At 30.1% G+C, this 20,126-nt stretch carries 24 protein-coding genes; 6 read left to right on the top strand and 18 right to left on the bottom strand.

Annotated features, from left to right (window positions below):
• Positions 1-48: 48 nt before the first annotated feature.
• Positions 49-1,245 (top strand): nuclease-related domain-containing protein, encoded by a 1,197-nt coding sequence (locus ACULEV_RS14050; protein ID WP_445455677.1) that lies wholly within the window; start codon positions 49-51, stop codon positions 1,243-1,245.
• 805 nt (positions 1,246-2,050) lie between these two features.
• On the opposite strand, the gene ACULEV_RS14045 is transcribed toward ACULEV_RS14050, so the two are convergent.
• Genes ACULEV_RS14045 through ACULEV_RS14035 form a run of 3 tightly spaced genes read right to left on the bottom strand, consistent with a single transcriptional unit; the run spans position 2,051 to position 4,316 of the window.
• Positions 2,051-3,022: an HTTM domain-containing protein gene (locus ACULEV_RS14045; RefSeq protein ID WP_445455676.1), complete on the bottom strand. Its 972-nt coding sequence runs from the start codon at positions 3,020-3,022 to the stop codon at positions 2,051-2,053.
• An 8-nt stretch (positions 3,023-3,030) separates the two neighbouring features.
• The gene (locus tag ACULEV_RS14040) at positions 3,031-3,606 is read right to left on the bottom strand and encodes a hypothetical protein (protein ID WP_445455675.1); all 576 of its coding nucleotides are present in this window, start codon (positions 3,604-3,606) and stop codon (positions 3,031-3,033) included.
• Positions 3,607-3,665: 59 nt separating this feature from the next.
• Positions 3,666-4,316, bottom strand: coding sequence for a hypothetical protein (locus tag ACULEV_RS14035; RefSeq protein ID WP_445455674.1), 651 nt, complete (start codon positions 4,314-4,316; stop codon positions 3,666-3,668).
• Positions 4,317-4,794: 478 nt separating this feature from the next.
• Between ACULEV_RS14035 and ACULEV_RS14030 the strand changes: the two genes are divergently transcribed.
• Positions 4,795-5,148, top strand: coding sequence for a DUF1508 domain-containing protein (locus tag ACULEV_RS14030; RefSeq protein ID WP_445455673.1), 354 nt, complete (start codon positions 4,795-4,797; stop codon positions 5,146-5,148).
• Positions 5,149-5,221: 73 nt separating this feature from the next.
• Here the strand turns inward: ACULEV_RS14030 and ACULEV_RS14025 are convergent, their stop codons facing one another.
• The 3 genes from ACULEV_RS14025 to ACULEV_RS14015 form a co-directional block, all read right to left on the bottom strand.
• Positions 5,222-5,431 (bottom strand): hypothetical protein, encoded by a 210-nt coding sequence (locus ACULEV_RS14025; RefSeq protein WP_445455672.1) that lies wholly within the window; start codon positions 5,429-5,431, stop codon positions 5,222-5,224.
• 154 nt (positions 5,432-5,585) lie between these two features.
• Complete coding sequence (locus tag ACULEV_RS14020) at positions 5,586-7,745, bottom strand: S46 family peptidase (protein ID WP_445455671.1); 2,160 nt, start codon at positions 7,743-7,745, stop codon at positions 5,586-5,588.
• A gap of 64 nt (positions 7,746-7,809) precedes the next feature.
• The gene (locus ACULEV_RS14015; RefSeq protein ID WP_445455670.1) at positions 7,810-9,096 is read right to left on the bottom strand and encodes a 3-deoxy-D-manno-octulosonic acid transferase; all 1,287 of its coding nucleotides are present in this window, start codon (positions 9,094-9,096) and stop codon (positions 7,810-7,812) included.
• A gap of 93 nt (positions 9,097-9,189) precedes the next feature.
• On the opposite strand from ACULEV_RS14015, the gene ACULEV_RS14010 reads away from it, so the two are divergent.
• Positions 9,190-10,317 carry a DegT/DnrJ/EryC1/StrS family aminotransferase gene (locus ACULEV_RS14010; protein WP_445455669.1) on the top strand — a complete coding sequence of 376 codons (1,128 nt, stop codon included), beginning with the start codon at positions 9,190-9,192 and terminating at the stop codon, positions 10,315-10,317.
• 85 nt (positions 10,318-10,402) lie between these two features.
• Complete coding sequence (galE, locus tag ACULEV_RS14005; RefSeq protein ID WP_445455668.1) at positions 10,403-11,416, top strand: UDP-glucose 4-epimerase GalE; 1,014 nt, start codon at positions 10,403-10,405, stop codon at positions 11,414-11,416.
• Positions 11,417-11,550: 134 nt separating this feature from the next.
• On the opposite strand, the gene ACULEV_RS14000 is transcribed toward galE, so the two are convergent.
• From ACULEV_RS14000 to ACULEV_RS13985, 4 genes are all read right to left on the bottom strand, one after another.
• Complete coding sequence (locus ACULEV_RS14000; protein WP_445455667.1) at positions 11,551-11,697, bottom strand: hypothetical protein; 147 nt, start codon at positions 11,695-11,697, stop codon at positions 11,551-11,553.
• A gap of 72 nt (positions 11,698-11,769) precedes the next feature.
• The gene (locus ACULEV_RS13995) at positions 11,770-12,447 is read right to left on the bottom strand and encodes a peptidoglycan DD-metalloendopeptidase family protein (RefSeq protein WP_445455666.1); all 678 of its coding nucleotides are present in this window, start codon (positions 12,445-12,447) and stop codon (positions 11,770-11,772) included.
• A 10-nt stretch (positions 12,448-12,457) separates the two neighbouring features.
• Positions 12,458-12,841 carry a DUF3037 domain-containing protein gene (locus tag ACULEV_RS13990; protein ID WP_445455665.1) on the bottom strand — a complete coding sequence of 128 codons (384 nt, stop codon included), beginning with the start codon at positions 12,839-12,841 and terminating at the stop codon, positions 12,458-12,460.
• Positions 12,819-13,607: a HipA family kinase gene (locus tag ACULEV_RS13985; RefSeq protein WP_445455664.1), complete on the bottom strand. Its 789-nt coding sequence runs from the start codon at positions 13,605-13,607 to the stop codon at positions 12,819-12,821. The genes ACULEV_RS13990 and ACULEV_RS13985 overlap by 23 nt, the downstream gene beginning before the upstream one ends.
• A 126-nt stretch (positions 13,608-13,733) precedes the next feature.
• On the opposite strand from ACULEV_RS13985, the gene ACULEV_RS13980 reads away from it, so the two are divergent.
• On the top strand, positions 13,734-14,264 hold the full coding sequence (locus tag ACULEV_RS13980; RefSeq protein WP_445455663.1) for a hypothetical protein: 531 nt from the start codon (positions 13,734-13,736) through the stop codon (positions 14,262-14,264).
• A 56-nt stretch (positions 14,265-14,320) separates the two neighbouring features.
• On the opposite strand, the gene fabD is transcribed toward ACULEV_RS13980, so the two are convergent.
• The 7 genes from fabD to ACULEV_RS13945 all read right to left on the bottom strand — a co-directional run bounded on the left by fabD (position 14,321) and on the right by ACULEV_RS13945 (position 18,137).
• Complete coding sequence (fabD, locus tag ACULEV_RS13975) at positions 14,321-15,193, bottom strand: ACP S-malonyltransferase (protein WP_445455662.1); 873 nt, start codon at positions 15,191-15,193, stop codon at positions 14,321-14,323.
• A 136-nt stretch (positions 15,194-15,329) separates the two neighbouring features.
• Positions 15,330-15,860 (bottom strand): YceI family protein, encoded by a 531-nt coding sequence (locus ACULEV_RS13970; protein ID WP_445455661.1) that lies wholly within the window; start codon positions 15,858-15,860, stop codon positions 15,330-15,332.
• An 87-nt stretch (positions 15,861-15,947) separates the two neighbouring features.
• Positions 15,948-16,481: an NADPH-dependent FMN reductase gene (locus tag ACULEV_RS13965; protein ID WP_445455660.1), complete on the bottom strand. Its 534-nt coding sequence runs from the start codon at positions 16,479-16,481 to the stop codon at positions 15,948-15,950.
• Positions 16,482-16,484: 3 nt separating this feature from the next.
• Positions 16,485-16,709: a (4Fe-4S)-binding protein gene (locus ACULEV_RS13960; protein ID WP_445455659.1), complete on the bottom strand. Its 225-nt coding sequence runs from the start codon at positions 16,707-16,709 to the stop codon at positions 16,485-16,487.
• An 85-nt stretch (positions 16,710-16,794) separates the two neighbouring features.
• Positions 16,795-17,127 carry an OsmC family protein gene (locus tag ACULEV_RS13955; RefSeq protein WP_445455658.1) on the bottom strand — a complete coding sequence of 111 codons (333 nt, stop codon included), beginning with the start codon at positions 17,125-17,127 and terminating at the stop codon, positions 16,795-16,797.
• A gap of 2 nt (positions 17,128-17,129) precedes the next feature.
• A complete protein-coding gene (locus tag ACULEV_RS13950; protein ID WP_445455657.1) occupies positions 17,130-17,414 on the bottom strand; it encodes a GNAT family N-acetyltransferase in 285 nt (94 codons plus the stop codon).
• 6 nt (positions 17,415-17,420) lie between these two features.
• Positions 17,421-18,137: a pirin family protein gene (locus tag ACULEV_RS13945; protein WP_445455656.1), complete on the bottom strand. Its 717-nt coding sequence runs from the start codon at positions 18,135-18,137 to the stop codon at positions 17,421-17,423.
• A gap of 274 nt (positions 18,138-18,411) precedes the next feature.
• On the opposite strand from ACULEV_RS13945, the gene ACULEV_RS13940 reads away from it, so the two are divergent.
• A complete protein-coding gene (locus ACULEV_RS13940) occupies positions 18,412-19,296 on the top strand; it encodes a phospholipase A (RefSeq protein ID WP_445455655.1) in 885 nt (294 codons plus the stop codon).
• 248 nt (positions 19,297-19,544) lie between these two features.
• Here ACULEV_RS13940 and ACULEV_RS13935 read toward each other — a convergent pair whose 3' ends face one another.
• Positions 19,545-20,120 carry a Crp/Fnr family transcriptional regulator gene (locus ACULEV_RS13935; RefSeq protein WP_445455654.1) on the bottom strand — a complete coding sequence of 192 codons (576 nt, stop codon included), beginning with the start codon at positions 20,118-20,120 and terminating at the stop codon, positions 19,545-19,547.
• Positions 20,121-20,126: the final 6 nt, after the last annotated feature.

Below are 20,126 nucleotides of genomic sequence, written 5' to 3'. Positions count from 1 at the left end.
ATATTTAAAATATACAATCGTGATTGGATAAAAAATAAGCCAGTAATTATGACAACTGAGGAAAGGATATGCAAAGAACTATTACACGAACCTGCTTCAATATGGTTTATCAATGACGATTTTGGAGCGAAGGTAATGATTAAGATTACTTCTCCTATTATAAAATCAATAATGAAAGGCTGTAAGGTTGAATTCCTTTTTGGCAAGGATGGCTCTCACCAACCTGCAATATTTCATTCAGGGTTACGAATTTACGATGATCCAATAAATTTCGCAGCAGTTATAGGGACAGAACTTTTCCCTGACGAGCATACCTCTCTTGCTGCAATCATGAACCGTAGCTTTACCCACATTCATTTTCACAATGAACTTGGTATTTGCGTTGCGACTGCAAAGCTCTCATTCAGCATTGCCGACCAGTTTCGGGTACTAAATCTACAAGGCAATCCCGAAAGCCTGTACTGCGGTAAATTTGATGAAAGAATTTCTCGTTCACTGGATTGTTTTGACCACAGTATTAAAATGGAAAGTAAACACAAGAATGTCTACGAAATAGAAACCATTGCAATTGATGGAAAACTACAGGACTGGATTATTATGAAAAATACAGTCATTGGATTTAACGAAACAAGCCATATAATGGTTGATGATAAGGATGAAGGTAGCATTCTCGAAAAGGAAGTGACGATCATTCTTGATGATCTTTTTAAGCAAAAGCTATACTTGAATCCTCAAATTGCACGAACTAATGGTTACCGTGAATTAACAGATGTTCTTGCGATTTCTGATAATGGTCTTTTTCTAATTGAAAGTAAGGCGGTGGGGGTTATTGACAGCGCACTTAACAAACCAATGGAGAAAAAAGTTAAGGGTCTACAAAAGCAAATCTCCACCGGAATAGATCAGATTGTTGGGGCTTCAAAAAAGGTCACGGCCAATACAACAATATATGATAGTCATTTAGAGGAAATTATTTTCGACAAAACTCCTTTTCCACACTGTATTGTTTTGGTTTCTGAATTATTACCATTCGGTGATTGGAAAACAATAGAATATAAGATATTTAAGGCTATGGCTGAAAACAAAATATATCTTAACGTTATTGATTTACGAGAATTTATGCAGTATATAGGTCACGCTCGAGGAAGTGCTGATCGTCTCAATTTAATGCTTATTGAAAGGGTTGAAGCTCTTGTGAAAAATAAGAATATCCACATGAGACTAAATGTTGTTAATAATTCATAGAATTATAATCTGTCTGCTATAAACTGCTGTTTCAATAATAAATATTTTGCAATTATATTAAGCTTTGAATGAAGGTTAAAATTTATAGAATGCTTCTATTGTAAACTTTGACATTTCAGAGAAGCATCAGAATCGATGTCAATGGCTAATTGTTCTTGGGTAAGATTTAATTAGAACCAAATTCTTTACCATCAAAAAATTTGCTCAAAGTTTTAAATAGGAATTTTTATAGAATTATTAGCCAGATTACAGCTTGTTTTATCAATCTGTTTCCAGCATTTTATTTATGACTACGGGCTGTACAGTGAAGGTCACAAAGCCCCATGGTGCCAAATAGTGATGAACAATTTATAAAAATAGTATTGGACTATTAGTATATATTGATATGCTTAAGACTAAAAATTTCAATATTTGTATTGAGTCACACGGAAACATATTGAAATAATTAAAATACATACTAAAACCACTCCCTAAGAGGGGCTTTAGTATGTATTGACTAGTTCACATAAACACTCTAAATCCTCTACAAAATGTTTCGAGATTTGTTCGGGTGGGAGTACAAAAGCTTCTAACTATGTTAGGAGCTTTTTTTATTTTATGCAATATATACTTATAGGATGAAGATTTTTAAAAAGTTGTTCAATAAGAATCGCTAGTCAATAACAAGTACTGTATCATGAGTTAGAATTAGGAGGAATCTGAAGGTAAAACTCAACGAACAGAAACATAATATAAAGCATACGCTTACACAGTGGTGTGATAGGAAAATGTTACTTAATGTTTTTGTTTCTTACTTTAATTGATGTCAAGATTCAATTAATGTCAAAACATTCTTCTTTTTGCGTTGCAAAAAATTAAAGATTGAGCTTTTACTGGTAACTATGGAAGGGCTTTCAAAGTAAAAGTTAGTTAGATTCCATACAATCATAATAGCTGAAAAGTAGTAAAGATTTAGTACTACAGCGATTCCGATATGCATAGAGATAGTTAAGAATATCCATGCTTTTCTTGTTTTTGGAATCCATACAAATAGAGGATAACACATTTCTATAATTATAGTTGACCAACCTACAAGAATGAGAATAAAAGAATGGTCGGCCATCCATGAAAAATCAAAATTAAAATCTCTATTAGCATAAGGTAAATGAATAGCTTTCCAGATAGATTCACCATTCCACCAATTAAATCCCATTAGTTTATCAAAACCTGAGAAAAAATATGCGATGCTAATGTGTATTTGAAAAAGACGCTTTATGGGCATATAATTATGTTCTTTCTTTTGATCTGATTTGAAAAAGTTACGAATGGAAAAATAAGAATCAGAAGGAAATAAAATTAAATAAAATAAGGACATACTGGTGAAAAAGTCGGCACCATAAATAAAAAAGGTACTTCCTTTCATTAATAAAATTTGAATAAAAAGTAGTATAAAAGCGCTGATTCTCGAAAAGAAACCTATGATAATACATACGCACAATAAGATATATGCTGTTTTAGTAACTATAATAGTTGTTGCTTCTGAGATACCTATGTTTTCTATCTGTTTCACTATTATAGGGAATGTTAATTGCCAGTCTTGATGAAAAGTTGCCATGATATCTGGAGGCACTATACTTTTACTAGAAAAGAATTGGTCAAAATCACTGAATATTGATATGAAATGCAATAAAATAACGACTCCTGCAGCAATTCTGAAGAATGACAGAAATTCAGAATTATTTGAAGAATTGAAGAAAAAATTTTCAACTTTTCTGTAAATTTTTGATAGTTTTTTCATTTGTAAATTTATTTGTATTCGCCAATAAGGATAAGTCTTTCCGATTTCTCCCCTTTCTGATAACTTTTTAAGTCAGGATAATGGTATAAATATAGTCTAGCTATTATCCTGTCAGTATTTGGATTTTCCTTTTTTACGGAAACAGCAATTTGTTTGATGATGATATCTAAGTATTGTTGGTATTTATTGTCTTTCATTGTGCCATTTTCGGCAGAAATCTTATCTAAAAACATATTATATACAGAAGTATATCTAGTGATACTTTCTTTGTTTTTAAACGCAGGCATAATCCTATTTTCGATCGTATTACCTTCTTTATCTTTTAATTCAAACAGTAAAACAAAGTCACTGGCTACATTTGGAGCAAAAAAGCTATATCCTGTATCAAAACCAGTATAGGATAGAAATATACTTACTGGTTTAAGTTTAATTATTTCTTCTGTGATAGTGAATGCTAGTGGTTTTTTATATTCTTTCTCTGAATAATAAAACCCATAATAACCATCAAATGTACCTTTTAATCCTACAGTGAAAACCAATAGAATGACTATAAAAATACCTACTAATTGCGCTTTTCTTTTCATTGTGTAATTCTTAATTTAAAGTATAAGACTGGTATAAACCAGCCTTATATAATTAATTTTTAACGGTATTGGCTGATTACACCTTCCAAACGAGTTTGTAAATCTTTGTCAGGTGCCACAGTGTTTACTCTAAATAAAATTCTTGAGTATTTGTTGACACCCATGAAATCACCACAAATATTAGCATCGTCAAACCCGTAGATTGAAATTCCTGACAAGGTAGAAATATCTTTGTCGCTCATTTTGATGGCTTTAGTCGCAATTTGATTGTTTGTAATTGCTATATTCCCATTGATTAATGTTGGTTTGTATTTGTTTAGAATATGATCCAATTGGCTTTTTAAATCACCAAATTGTGACCAATCGATTTGTGCTTTTTCGAAACACCCTTTGTGGATAAAGTTGATTTTTTGAATTCGTGATATTTTATCTAAGTTTTGAATTCTTTGAATGAACTGAATTTGTTGCGTATTCACAATATAGTTCAAAAACGCTTTTCCTTTAATGAGATCAGCATACTGTTTATCTAAGGACAGTAATTTCTCGATATCTCCCGAAGAGATTTCTTTTGTGTTTTGGATAAGGAAATTTCCATCAACCAAATAATTTCCTGATTCATTGTATAACAATGATTTTTTAGGTTTGCATTGCGACAGTATAAATACTCCCAATGTAATGCTTGCGATTAGAATGATTGTTTTAATTTTCATTTTTTTTTAGTTTTTAGATTACCTACTCTATTGTTGACTTTTCGGCTTACGTCTAGGATGATGTAAAGGTAGTATTGTAATTAATTGATTAAAAGAGGTTTATACCTGTAAATGATAACGGATATTTCCCCTTTTTTTAGCGAAGAGATAAAATGAGCAGTCAATTTGATTTGAAAATTTGCCACAGTCAACTACCATATTTTATCTATGATTTGTAAATCCCTAAGAATTCTGCCAACAGGAATCGTTAACCAATGGCAAGGATTTATATCATATCATGATATAGAATCTAAAAGAGTCTAGAGCTAAAACTGTGATTGACTAACGGAAATATAGTGAGAGTATGACAAAGTTAAATTTTACTTAATTTTGTTTCCCAATTTAATTATATGATTTTCTTAATAACTTCCTATGAAAATTATTTTTTACTTGAATTCAAAATAGTATTTTGCGCTACTGCGATTAACTAACACAATATATGGCGACTTTTGTTATTACTAAACGATTGAATGGAGAATATAAATATGAATTAACTTCTCGTAAGGGAAAGACTATTTTTACGAGTAATAGCTTTGAATTACGTTTTGAATGTGAAGAACATATCGTTCAGCTTCAGGAAAATATTGAGAATTTAGTTTTTATGCGATTTCGTTCTGGAAATGGAAAGTTTTTTTTCAGAATTATATTAAATGAGAAACAAATAGCCGTTAGCCGTAAATATTCTACACAGTTATTATTACAAAAAGGGATTGATGAATTTGTGAAATATGGAGTTATGGCAGAAATTCTAGATTTTTCAGCAGAGGATGATATCTTCGCAACTTTTGAATAAGTGTAAATTAAGAAGAGATAAAGCATAAAAAAAGCTCCACATGTGGAGCTTTAATCTTTCTGTCAGCAATTAATTACTTAGCAGCTTCTTCAACTTTAACTTCTTCAACAGCTGGAGTAGCAGCTGAATCAGCAGCAACTTCTACAGGCTCTTCAACAGTTTCAGCTGGTGTAGCTTCAACAGTTTCAACAGTTTCTTCTGTAACTTCTGGAGTAGCTTCAGTTTCTTTACAAGAAACGAACATCATAGCAACAAATGCTAAACTTAAAACAACTTTTTTCATCTTACTAAATTATAAAAGGTTAATTATTAATTCGGAGCAAAGATATAAATTTTTTGACTTGTCAAAATATTTTTTGACTTTTTTTTTATTTTTTTTTATTCTTTACTCTTGTCTTCATAATCAGCAAATTATATGCCAAATTTTTAAAATAAAACTACCTTCTTTTTTTGGTTTTCTTTGTAGCTTTTTTTGGATGCACTAATTTCATTTCATTAATTAAATTATCAGCATTGGCAAACTTATCAATAATGAATAAAACGTATCGAATATCTACCATAATATTTCTGCAAATTTCAGGATCATAATGAATGTCACTCATAGTTCCTTCCCAAACTCGGTCAAAATTTAACCCTATCAAATTTCCATTTGCATCAATTGCAGGACTACCAGAGTTTCCTCCTGTTGTGTGATTGGTTCCAATAAAACAAACTGGCATTTTATCGTCTTCTCCATAAATACCATAATCTTTATTTTTGTATAACTGGATTAATTTCGTAGGCACATCAAATTCATAATCACCAGGAATATATTTCTCCATAATTCCATCTAAATGAGTTACTGGTTCGTAATAAACTCCATCACTAGGATGATAGCCTTTTACTACACCATAGGTTACTCTTAGAGTGCTATTTGCGTCAGGAAAGTATCTTGCATCAGGAAAAAGCTCTAATTGAGCTTTCATATATTCTCTTTGAAGGGCGTTTATTTTTAAATTAAGTTCCGTATATATAGGAATTACCTTGTCTGTATAGTAATTAGCTAATAATTTCACTAATTCATAACCAGTATCTTTATTAAGGTCTTTAATAGTTGATTTTGCATCTCCTTTTAGTAAATCTTTTACTCCTTCATAAGAAGTTAGTTTAGATTTTTTATAAACATCTGATGTTAGTTTACTTAAATTTTCTTTAGTAAGAGAAGGAGGAGAATAAGGCGATTTGTTTAAGTAAAGTGAAAGCAATTGCTCAAAAACACGCTCGTCTACTGTAGGATTGAAATTTTTGTAGGCTTCTTCAAATTCTTTTAATAAATTGGCTTTTCGATCTGTAAATGCTTGTTCTCCTTTTGAATTGTAGACTTGTTCTAATTGGTATAATTTAAAACCAAAACTAAGAAGTTCCGTATTTCTTAAAACTACTTCATTGAAATAATCTCTTGCTAGAGCATACTCGGTAATTTCTGTATAGCTTTCTTCGAAATCTTTTAATATAGCACCATATTCTTTTGTTTTGCCCTCTTTCTCAACTCTTTTACTGAATTCTTTTTCAAAATCTTTTTTGATTTGAATTGCATTTGATTTTTCTAAACCTTGCTTTTCACCAATCCATTTTTTCCAATAGTTAGCTACACTTGCATATTTTGAAGCATATTGAATTTTGATTGCTTTATCTTTTCTCATAAAACCATCTTGTACCTTTAAAGCAGCATCTCTTATTTCAATTTTTGCAGGATTTAAAGTGTTTACAATTTGTTCTACTGCAAAAGAGGGTAAATATTCTTGTGTTCTCCCAGGAAAACCAAAAACTAAGGTGAAATCATCTTCACTAATTCCATCTAATGAAATAGGCAAGAAGTGTTTTGGAGTATAAGGAACATTATCTTGTGAGTATTCAGCTGGTTTATTGTCTTTGTTAGCATATATTCTGAAAATAGAAAAATCACCTGTGTGTCTTGGCCATACCCAATTGTCTGTATCTGAGCCAAATTTTCCTATTGAACTTGGTGGAGCACCTACTAAACGAATGTCTTTAAAAGTTTCTGTTACAAAAAGGATGTATTGATTTCCTTCATAGAAAGTTCTAATTCTTGTGTCTTGCCAAGATTCTTTTGGAAAATTATTTTGTACAATATTAATGTTTTCTTGAATTTTCTTTTGTTTTTCAGTTTCAGTAGGTAGAGAACCTACTCCTTCAAGAACTTTATCAGTAACATCATTTATGCTAACAATTAGGGTTGCAACCATACCAGGATTTGGCAGTTCAGCATAAATATCTCTAGCCCAAAAGCCATCTTGTAAATAATCATGTTCTAGTGTAGAATGACTTTGAATGGCATCATAACCACAATGATGATTGGTTAAAAGCAAACCTTTATTAGAGATTATCTCAGATGTACAACCACCATCAAAATGCACTATTGCATCTTTTAAACTTGATTTATTAACGCTGTATATGTCTTCAGCTTTCATTTTCATACCAAGATTTTTCATCTCAGTTTCATTCATTCCTTTTAGTAAAGAAGGAATCCACATACCTCCTTGTTGTGAAAAAATAGGAATAGTAAATAATAGGATTAATAATTTTAAAAATTTCATAATTGTTTTATTTATTCGAGTGCAATTTAATGATTTTGTTTATTTAAATAAAATGTGGGAAAAACTATAAAGTTTTATTTTGTTCCAAATATCTTAAAATAGTATCAGTTGCTCCTTTATTCATTTGTACAAAAGTGCTACAAATATGCCCTTTTTCATAGCGTTCGTCTTCATTTTGAAGTAATAAATCAAAAGCATTTTTTAATTCGGTATAATTTGAAATAGCAATACAGCCTTCCATATTGACTAAAGCAGTAGCTTCTGCAAAATGAGAATAATTGGAACCAATAACAATGGGTACTCCAAAAGTTGCAGGTTCCAAAATATTATGAACACCTGGATTACCAAAGCCACCACCAACATAAGCAATATCTGCGTAGGAATAAATTTTAGTTAAAATGCCAATGGTATTAATAATAAAAACTTGAAAATTAGCTAAAGAAATGCTTTTGTCATTCTGAACTTGTTTCAGAATCTCCTCTTTTTCAGAAAAAAGAATCGTTTTTTTAGTAATCGAATTTTGTAACCCTTTAATTTGATCTGCTTTTATATTATGTGGTGCAATAATAAATTTTACATCATCAGGTGCTTGATTGATATACTCAATTAATATTTTTTCATCTTTAGGCCAAGAACTACCTATTACTATTGTAGTTTGATTGTTTTTAAATGCTTCAATACATTCTAAATTATTATCTCTCTCTAAAATAGAAACCACTCTGTCAAAACGAGTATCACCAGAAAGTTGAACATTGGTAAAGCCAATACTCTGAATTAATTTTTTAGATTTTTCGTTCTGTACAAAAAAATAATCAAAGGTTTTGAGTGCTTTTCTATAAAAACCACCGTACCATTTAAAAAAGGCTTGTTGTTCTCTAAAAATACCAGAAATTAAATATGTTTTTGTGTCAAATTTTTTAGAGTGTTTTTTTAGTTCATTTAAATAATTAGGCCAAAATTCATATTTGATAAAAAACACCATTTCTGGATGAACCAAATCTATAAATTTTGATGCATTAGCTTTTGTATCCAATGGCAAATAAATAGTAAGATCTGCAAGGGTATTGTTTTTTCTTATTTCATAACCAGATGGAGAAAAGAAAGTTACCATGATTTTATGACTAGGATATTTTTCTTTAATTTTTTCTATGACAGGCAATCCTTGTTCATATTCTCCAAGTGAAGCGGCATGAAACCAAATCACTTTATCAGTTGTAGAAATTTTTTCTTTTAAAATTGAGAAAACATTTTTCCTTCCTTCAACGAATAGTTTCATTTTTGGACTGAAAAGAGCTAATATTTTTATTAAAAAGCTCGCACAAATTACCAATAAATTGTATAAAAAAAACATTCTTCTTATTTTGACGGCTAAAATACGTTTCTTTTTGCTTAACTTAAAAAGTCCACTATAATTTCTTACTTTTGTTACACCAAATTTATTTCAATGAAAAAATTACAAATGGTTGACTTAAAAAGTCAATATGAAAAAATAAAAACAGAAGTAAATGCTTCTATTCAAGAAGTTTTAGAAACAAATACTTATATTAATGGACCTTTGGTTCACCAATTTCAAGCTGATTTAGAAAAATATTTAGGAGTAAAACACGTTATCCCTTGTGCTAATGGTACCGATGCTTTGCAAATTGCAATGATGGGATTAGATTTAAAACCTGGTGATGAGGTTATAACTGCCGATTTTACTTTTGCCGCTACGGTTGAAGTGATTGCCTTGTTACAATTAACTCCTGTGCTAGTAGATGTTGATATTAATAATATGAATATCTCTTTAGAAGGAATTAAAAAAGCAATAACACCAAAAACAAAAGCTATTGTTCCTGTTCATTTGTTTGGGCGTGCGGCTAATATGGATGCTATTATGGAAATTGCAAAAGAGTATAATTTATATGTAATTGAAGATAACGCACAAGCAATAGGTGCTAATTATACTTCAAAAGATGGTTCAAAATCAAAAGTAGGAACTATTGGTCATGTAGCAGCGACTTCTTTTTTTCCTTCAAAAAACTTAGGTTGTTATGGAGATGGTGGTGCTATTTTTACAAATGATGATGCTTTAGCACATACTTTAAGAGGAATAGTAAATCATGGTATGTATGAGCGTTATCATCATGATGTCGTAGGAGTTAATTCTCGTTTAGATAGTATTCAAGCTGGAGTTTTGAAGGCAAAACTACAACATTTAGATACTTATAATTTTGAAAGAAGATTAGCAGCGAAAAAATACAACGCAAATTTATCTGTAAATAACAATATTGTAGTTCCAGAATTCGATTTTAATGGAGATGATCATGTTTTTCATCAATATGTAATTAGAATTACCAATGGAAAGCGCGATGGTTTGTTGGCCCATTTACAAAGTAAACAAATACCTTGTGCCATATATTATCCAATTCCATTACACAGTCAGAAAGCATATGCAGATTCTCGTTATAAAGAAGAAGATTTTCCAGTAACAAATCAATTATGTAGCGAAGTAATTGCATTACCAATGCATACCGAATTAGAGGATGAACAAATTAAATTTATTTCAGACTCTATTTTAGAATTTGTTTAATTGAGAATAGAACAAAGAGAAAAGAATATAGACTAAGTGCTAAAATCTATTTTCTATGTTCTATTTTCTTTTTTCTTAAAAGAAAATGAAAATAGTAGTTACAGGTGGTTTAGGTTTTATAGGTTCACATACTGTTGTGGAATTACAAAATGAAGGATTTGAAGTAATAGTAATAGATAATTTATCCAATTCTTCAGAAAGAGTTTTAGATGGAATTTATGCCATTACGGGTAAAATGCCCATTTTTGAGAAAATAGATTTGCGGGATAAAGCTTCAGTACAAAACATATTCAAAAAGTACAATGATATTTCTGGAGTGATTCATTTTGCAGCCTCAAAAGCTGTTGGTGAAAGTGTAGAAAATCCGTTGTTGTATTATGAAAATAATATTAATACTTTGGTCTATCTATTGCAAGAATTAGAGAAACTGCCAATAGTTTCTTTTATTTTTAGTTCTTCTTGTACAGTGTATGGTCAAGCCGAAAAAATGCCAATTACAGAAAATGCTTCTGTGCAACCAGCCATGTCGCCTTATGGAAATACCAAGCAAATTGGTGAGGAAATAATTGCAGATGTAGCTAAGGTTTCAAATATTAATGCGGTTTTGTTACGTTATTTTAATCCAATAGGAGCTCATCCATCAACTGAAATAGGAGAATTGCCTATTGGTGTACCTCAAAATTTAGTGCCATTTATTACACAAACTGCGATTGGTTTACGTGAACAACTTTCTGTTTATGGAGATGATTATGCTACTCCAGATGGAACAGCAGTAAGAGATTATATTCATGTAGTTGATTTAGCAAAAGCGCACGTTATGGCTTTACAACGCTTGTTAAAAAAACAAAATATAGAAAAAGTAGAGACATTTAATTTAGGAACTGGAACAGGAACTTCTGTTTTACAGGTAATTACTACTTTTGAAAAAGTATCTAATCAGAAATTAAATTATAAAATTGTAGGTAGGAGAGAAGGTGATATTACTTCGGCTTATGCCAATACAGATAAAGCGAATAAAGTTTTGGGATGGAAAGCACAATCCTCTCTTGAAGAAGCATTAGCCAGTGCATGGAAATGGGAACAGAAAATTAGGAGTTAATTTAAACACTGCTAAATAATAAAAAGCTCCAAAAGGATTAATTCTTTTGGAGCTTTTTAAGTTAAATCAACTTGGGAATTATTTTTTAACTTCATTCCATTTCTTCTTTTGCTGCATCAACGCCCTTTTCAATATCATTTTCCAACTTCTGTTGTTGTTGAATCAATTGCATCTATTGCATCTTCAGTTGTAGTTTCAATATCTTCACCAACTTCTTCTGTTGTGTCTTCTACTTTATCCTGTGTAGATTCTTTGCATGAAACTATTAATAATGTTGTCATGCATGCCAATGTTAAAATAAATTTTTTCATTTTGTTTGTTTTATAATGTTATCATTCAAAGTTAAACAAAAATTAAATCTTTAGCAACAAATTTGGGTTTGGACAATTTTTAATATAAAAATCTAAATCCTTCTTACTGCTAACACCAGGATAATCTCCTTTTTTATCTTGCATGTCTTCAATAATTTGAAAATGCAAATGTGGTGCATAATCTCCATTAACTGGTGGAGCACCAAGTGTTGCTATAGATTCTCCTTTTTTTACTAACTGACCTTCTTTCTTATCTTTTAAGCTATTCAAACTTAAATGACCATACAAAGTATGAAAAATTATACCGTTTATGGTATGTTTTAAAATGATAGTTGGACCATAATCACCTAAAGCAGTATTATTTTGAAAACTATGAATTTCACCATCCAAAGCAGCTAAAACAGGTGTGCCAGCTTTTATCCATAGGTCTAATCCTATGTGGATGTTGCGTTCGTCTGTAACTTCGTTTTTAAAAACCGTACTTCTTCTATATAGGTTTCTAATTTCTTGATAACCACCAAAAGCTACTTTTGCATTATGATTTGATAAATGAGCTTCAATAAAATCTTCAAAGACATTAGCATTCGTAAGATTTAAATTCAATTGGTCAGTGTGTGCTGCTGATAAATCTAAAGCAACATAATCTTTATAATCAATTGATGAATCTATTACTTTAACATTTTTTTGTTCTTGAAGTATTGTTTCTAAGGAAGTATTCATTTTATGGCTTTTATTTTACTAATTCGTTATATAATTTTTCAAAGGTTTGGTCTAAGTTTTTACTAAATCCTGAATGTGGCCTAGAGGTTTGAATACTAGAACTTTTAATTGCTGTTATCCATCTGAAACGTTCGTCTTTTTCAAATTGAGCAATTGGACCACCCTCTTTTTTGCCCTCACAAATAGCAACAAGAGCATCTAAATTATTTTGAAGTTGTTCTAAATCAAATTCGGAACAAAATGATTTTATTTTTTGAGTTGGAATTTGATATTGAATACGTAAATATTTTTGACGCTTACAAAAAAGCATCAATCCAACATTGATAAATTCTTCGCGTTCTACTCTAGGTACGACACGAATTACAGCATAATCATATAAGTGTTTTTCGTGCATCTTGAGCTTGGTTTAAAAATAATTCAGCGTTTTGTAATCGTATGGATAAAAACTGAAAATAAATTTCTTTTATCTCGTCTGAAGTTATCGATTGGTCTTCCCATTGCAACCAATCTTCAGGAATTTGATTGACAATTTCTTTTAGAATTTGAGCATTTAATTTTGAAGTAAATAACTGGTGTGCTTCTTCTAATTTTGATGCTTTTGGTAGTAAAACATGATCTTTAATTAGTGTAAAAGGGGTTTTTGCAGTTGTTTCCCAATTAATCCATGAATGATGAAAATAAAAAGAAGCACCATGATCGATTAACCAAAGTTCTTTTTTCCAAATTAGTAAATTTGTGTTTTTGAATGTTCGATCTACATTGGTTATGAATGCGTCTAACCAAACAATTTTTGAAGCTAACAAAGCCTCACAATCATTTGCAGCAGCATCATAAGTTAATGCACCCGATAAAAAATGTAATCCTAGATTTAATCCTTGGCTAAATTTTAATAAATCTTGAATTTCTTCATCGGCTTCTGTTCTTCCAAAAGCTTCATCTAAATTGGCAAAAACCAATTCAGGAACTGGTAAGTCTAAATATTTTGCAATTTGACCTCCTAAGAATTCGGCAATTAAAGCTTTTACACCATGACCTGCTCCTCGAAATTTTAAAACATATTTAAATTCGTCATCGGCTTCTGCTAGAGCGGGTAATGAACCTCCTTCGCGAAGTGGAGTAATATATCGGGTTACATTTACTGTTCGTAAATCTAAATTCATAAATTAGAATTCTTTTTACAAATATAGCTAATTATGAATTTTAATAGAGTTATTGAAATACTTTTGAAGTATAAAAATATGTGTTACTTTTAATAAATAAGTTTTAGAAGAAATTAAATTAAAAAAATGAAATTCTCTAAAGAAGAAAAAAAATTCTGGCAAAGATATTTTCGAATCGAAAAATTAGATGATATTCCTAAAGAATGGCCTTTGATTGGTGGATATGGATTTGGTGATGAACAGTCTGATGAGTTTTTTTATTTTATAAGTTTACGTGTTTCTATTGTTCATGAAATTATTTTAAAAGAGTCTTATGTTACTGATGAAGGTGTAAAATATATGTGTGCCTTTAAAGAATTGAAGTTACTCTACTTAAGAAGACATAAAGAAGTTACTAAAAAAAGCATTTCGTGTTTTAACAAAATGGAGTCTTTAGAGAGTTTAAATATTACAAAAACAAAAATCACTTTAACGGATTTGTGTGAGTATTTAGATAATAAGAATCTCAAAGAAGTGTTTTTGGATTCAGAAGAAAATGAAGAAAATATATTGGATAAAGCCTTTATTTTGAAAGAGCGAATGCCAAATTGTAATATTTATTTGGATACTTGTTTTTCAACGGAAAATAACGGAACACCAACTAAACCTATTTTTTAAAATAAAAGCCTTACAATTTGTTATTATAAGGCTTTTTATGTTTTTATTATTGAAATTTATGCAGAAATTGTTTCTACTTCTTTATTGATTTTATTCACTAAACCAACTAATACTTTTCCTGGACCAACTTCTGTAAAACTTGTTGCACCATCAGCTATCATTTGTTGTACTGATTGTGTCCATTTAACAGGAGCTGTTAATTGAATAATTAAGTTTTTCTTAATCTCTTCAGCATCAAAAACAGCATTTGCAGTTACGTTTTGATATACTGGACAAATTGGAGTAGAAAAAGTAGTTGCTTCTATTGCTGCAGCTAGTTCTTCTCTTGCAGGTTCCATCATTGGTGAATGAAAAGCACCTCCAACAGGTAAAATTAAAGCCCGTTTTGCACCAGCTTCTTTCATTTTTTCGCAAGCTAACTCTACCGCTTTATATTCTCCTGAAATTACTAATTGACCAGGGCAGTTATAGTTTGCAGCAACTACAACTCCATCAATAGTAGCACAAATGTCTTCTACAATTTTATCTTCTAAGTTTAAAACAGCAGCCATTGTGGAAGGAGTAATTTCGCAAGCTTTTTGCATTGCAATAGCTCTTTGTGATACTAATTTTAAACCATCTTCAAATGATAAAGCACCATTTGCTACTAAAGCAGAAAATTCTCCAAGGGAATGACCTGCTACCATTTCTGGTTTGAAGTTTTCTAAAGTTTTTGCTAAAATGACAGAATGTAAAAAGACAGCTGGCTGGGTTACTTTCGTTTCTTTTAATTCTTCAGCAGTTCCTTGAAACATGATATCAGTAATTCTGAAACCTAAAATTTCGTTTGCTTTTTCAAATAATTCTTTAGCTAATGCTGAATTTTCATATAAGTCTTTACCCATTCCTGTGAACTGAGCTCCTTGACCTGGAAAGATGTATGCTTTCATTTTATAAGTTTAAAAATTTAATGGTTTAAGTGTTTTACTTACATTAGTAAACCTAATGCAAAATTAAACTTTTTAAGTATAAAAAAACCTTACAAATATTAAAATCTGTAAGGTTGGATAGTTTTTAGTTCTAAAATTAAGCTTTAACTAATTGTAAATCAATGATAAGTTTTACTTCTTCACCTACTAAAACACCTCCAGTTTCTAAAGCTGAATTCCAGTTTAGGCCCCATTCTTTTCTATTGATTTTTCCTTCAATGTTTAAACCAACTTTAGTATTTCCCCAAGGATCTTGCATTAAACCGCTAAACTCTACTGGAAGTTTAATTTCTTTTGCTACACCTCTAATGTTTAAATCTCCAGTTAATTCGTAATTGTTTTCGTTTATTTTTGAAAAAGATTTCCCTGTAAAAGTTAATTTTGGATGATTTTCTGCATCAAAAAAGTCATTACTTTTTAAATGATTGTCTCTATCAGTATTTCTTGTGTCTATCGAATCAATAGTAGCAGAAAAAGAAATTTTAGCTGTAGTGAAATCGTTTTCTTCTGTTTCAATTGTACCTTCGTATTTATCAAATTTTCCAGAAACATTTGTAAACATCATGTGTTTTACTTTAAAACCAATTTCTGAGTGTGTTGGATCTATTGTCCATTTTGTAGTTGCCATATCTAAATGTTTTTAATTAATAATTTAACATTACAAATTTACAACTAGACAGTTAGAAGTACACTTAACCTAGATTAAGAAATGATTCTATAAATCAATTGATTTTATAATATCTATTAACTCTTTTTTTAAATCTTCGTTAGTAATAATTCCTTTTTCATAATCAAAATTATCATTAAAACTAGGTAATGAAAAAGTGTTTATAATAGTGGCATCATGTCTTGGGAATCGTTCTTTTGCAATTTCTAAAACTGAACTACCTCCTCTAGAACCTGGTGAAGTAGCTAATAGTAGTATTTTTTTACCTTGAAATAGTTTTACATTTATTCTCGACATCCAATCGAATATACTTTTGAAAGCTGCTGTGTAATTACCGTTGTGTTCAGCCATAGAAATGATTAATAAATCTGCTTCGCCAATTTTAGCTAGAAAATCATGAGCTAATTGAGGAATACCTTCTTTTTTTTCGATATCGATTGAATAGGTTGGAATAGGAAAATCATTTAAATCTAAAATTTCTACTTTAACTTCTTTAAAAAGAGTAGTGGCATAAGTAGCCAATCTTTTATTTATTGAGGTTGAACTATTTGACGCTCCAAAAGCCACAATTTTTTTAGTCATAATTTATTTGTTTTTGTAATAAGTTAAAGCACCGGAAGGACATTTGTCTACAGCTGCAATAATTTTCTCAGTAGTTGAATTTTCTGGTGTAATCCAAGGCTTTTCTTTTGGTTTGAAAACATCAGGATTGTTTCTCACACAGTTTCCGGAATGAATGCATTTTCCAGATTGCCATACAATGGTCACTTCTCCATTGGTATACTCTTTTGTAATGTCTTTTGGATCCATAATTATATAGTTGTATTGATTACGATTTTATTTTTTAAAATTTTTGAAACAGGACATTTTTCAGCAATAATAAATAACCTACTTTTTATATTTTCTTCAATTCTTCAATTGTTTTCGGAAAACTAATAGCTCTAGTTATAGTTGTTGTTAATTCTAAATCATTTTCTTGGTATAAATTTAGTGAAATATTTATTTCTGGAATATCCCAACCTTTTCTGTCAATATACATTCGTAAAGTTGATAGAGTACATCCTGCAAGCGAGGCTAAAAGTGTTGTGTATGGATCAGGTCCAAGGTCTTTTCCTTCAATAATTTCTGGTTCGTCCATAATAAATGTACCATTTCGCCATGAAATGGTACATAAATATTTTTGTGAGCTAATATAACCCTTTACGTCTTTTTCTAATAGGTTTTCCATAGTTATAAAACGTCTTTAAATTCGGGCGTTTTTTCAAAAACTTTCTTTGCAAAAGGGCAAAGTGGAATGATTTTTAAGTTTTTTTCTCTAGCAAATTCTACCGCTTTTGCTACCATCATTTTACCAAAACCTTTTCCATTATGTCCTTCATTCACTTCGGTATGGTCAATTATAATTTTATCTGTTCCTGCAAAAACAAAAGTCATTTTAGCTTCTGTGTTACCATTGATTTCAATATAAAAATAACCATTTTTATTGTTTACTTCTAATTTTACTACTGTTTCCATATTGAATTAATTTTCCATTGGAATTTCCATTACTAAAAATCTTGCTGCTGTATTAGCTTTAATTTCAATTTCTGGAGTTTCCCAAATTCCTATTGCATCTCTTTTTTCTAATTTCTCTCCATTTACTTCAATTTCTCCTTCAATAGTCATGATATAAAAACCATTTCCTTCTTTTTTTAATGCTAGTTTTTTAGAAAAATTTGCATCAAAATCACTCATGTAAAACCAAGCATCTTGATGAATCCACACACCTGCATCGTCAGCATTGGGAGATAAAACTTGAGCAAAATCATTTTTTTGTAAGGTCTTATCTAATGTGATTTGTTGGTAACGAGGTGTTACATTTTCTTTGTTAGGAAACAACCAAATTTGGAATAATTTTGTTTGTTTGTCAGCATTTGGATTGAATTCACTGTGTTTAATTCCTGTTCCAGCACTCATTACTTGTATATCTCCAGTTTTTATTGTAGCTTCATTTCCCATACTGTCTTTGTGTGCTAAATCACCCTCAAGTGGGATAGTAATGATTTCCATATTGTCATGTGGGTGAGTACCAAAACCCATTCCTGCAGCGACAGTATCATCGTTTAAAACTCTTAAAACTCCAAACTGAACTCTTTCTGGATTGTACCAATTTGCAAAACTGAAACTATGCCATGCATTTAACCAACCATGATTTGCATTTCCTCTGGTATTTGCTTTGTGTAGAACTGAATTTGTCATGATGTATAAATTTAGTAATTATTATGATACAAATTTACAATCAGATTAATGAAAGTACACTTAATGTAGATTAAGAAAAAAATTAGAGGATTTTTTAAAACTTTTTCTTAGCTGATTATTTTTTAAAAACAATTAGTATAACTGCTTCTTCTGACTTTATTAGAGTTTTTTGTAGATATATTATAATTATATAAACAATAACATAATTTATGAAACTAAAAGTATTTATAAAGCTATAATTTCACGACTTGAAAACAAGTTTAAATTTATTAAAATGAAAAAATTAAATTGGGCAATTTTAATTATAACATTCATTAATTATAGTTCTTTTTCACAGTCTATTTTGAATAATTTGATTATAAAAAAAAGCACGTCTCAGCAGTGGGAATTAGATAGTATTGATAAAAAGGGAACTTTTAGACTGGTATCTTATCGTCCTATTTATTTTTCAGCTGCGCGTTGGTCTAGTAAAAATAATGAAACGCCTTTTAACGGAAGTGGAGAATTTGCTACTAAAGACAATGCTTTTTTTGACAATATTGAAGCTAAATTTCAAATAAGTTTTAAAAGTAAATTAATTCAAGGATTTTTTTTTGGCAGAGGCGATTTGTGGGTAGGTTATTCTCAAAAAGCACATTGGCAAGTGTACAATAAAAAATTATCTAGAGCATTTAGAGAGCTAAACTATGAGCCTGAAATAATTTTTAATTTTCCTTTAAAAATAGATTTGTTCAATGGTCAAGTTAGAACTTTTGGTGTTATATTAAATCACCAATCTAACGGTAAGGATATTCCCACTTCAAGAAGTTGGAATAGAATTATTTTTAATATAGGGTATGAATATAAAAATTGGATTGTAAATTTTAGGCCATGGTATCGTGTTCCTGATACTGAGGATGAGAATCCTAATATTACAACATTTATAGGAGATGGAGAATTAGAAATAGGAACAAACCTTGGTAAACATGAACTCTATACCATTATATCTCATTCGTTTACCACTTTTCAGAAAGGGAATATTCAAATGAATTATGTGTTTCCCATTCATGGTCATTTGAGAGGACATGCTCAAGTGTTTCATGGTTATGGAGAAACTTTAATTGATTACAATGTAAGTCAAACTACCATTGGCATAGGCGTATCTTTTGCGAATTGGTAACTTTTATAAATAGTATTTCTTCTAATTTATTATATTGTTTGTAAAGAATATCTTTTTTATATTCCTAATACTCTTTTTGTAATTTAATAAAAGCTAAAAGGTATTATGGAAACTCTTTTTGGTTAAAATTATAAGGTGATAGTTATTAATTATAACCTTTTTATTATTAATTATAAACTAAAAGGTATTAAAAAGAAGCGTTGAGGTACTAATAAACAGTTTTATGGTTCTTTTACTAGTTGGGAACCTTATTTCCTTAACATTTTCGCTTTCATTTTGCTAAAAAATTCTGGAGTGACTCCAATATAAGAAGCAATTTGTTTTTGCGGAACTTGTTGAATTAAGGTAGGATATTTCGAACAAAACTTTTCAAATCGTTCTTCAGCAGAAAGACTTAAGTTGTCCATTAATCGTTCTTGATGGGCAACCAATGAGTTTTCGGTTAAGATTCTAAAAAAACGTTCTAGTTTTGGAATTTCATGATATAATATTTCCTGATTTTCTTTGGATAACAAAAGTACTTCAGCATCTTCTATAACTTCTATAAACAAATTACCTGGTTTTTGGGATAACAAACTATACATGTCGCCAATCCACCAACCTTCACAGGCAAAGTGTAAAACATGCTCAACAATATTATCATTAATATTAAAGCTTCTTAGAATTCCAGAATTTACAAAATAGGAATATTTACAAATCTCACCAGCATGTAGTAAAATAGTTTTGGATTTATAAGTTTGTGTTTCTGTTTTTGATAAGAAAAGTTTCTTTTCTTGATCGGTTAGTGAAACTATTTTTTGAATGTTATCGAGTATTTTTGCCATTACCCA

The sequence above is a fragment of the Flavobacterium sp. HNIBRBA15423 genome (genome assembly GCF_052655965.1).
The sequence above is the reverse complement of the archived record's forward strand: the minus strand, read 5'-3'. Positions and strand labels throughout refer to the sequence as shown.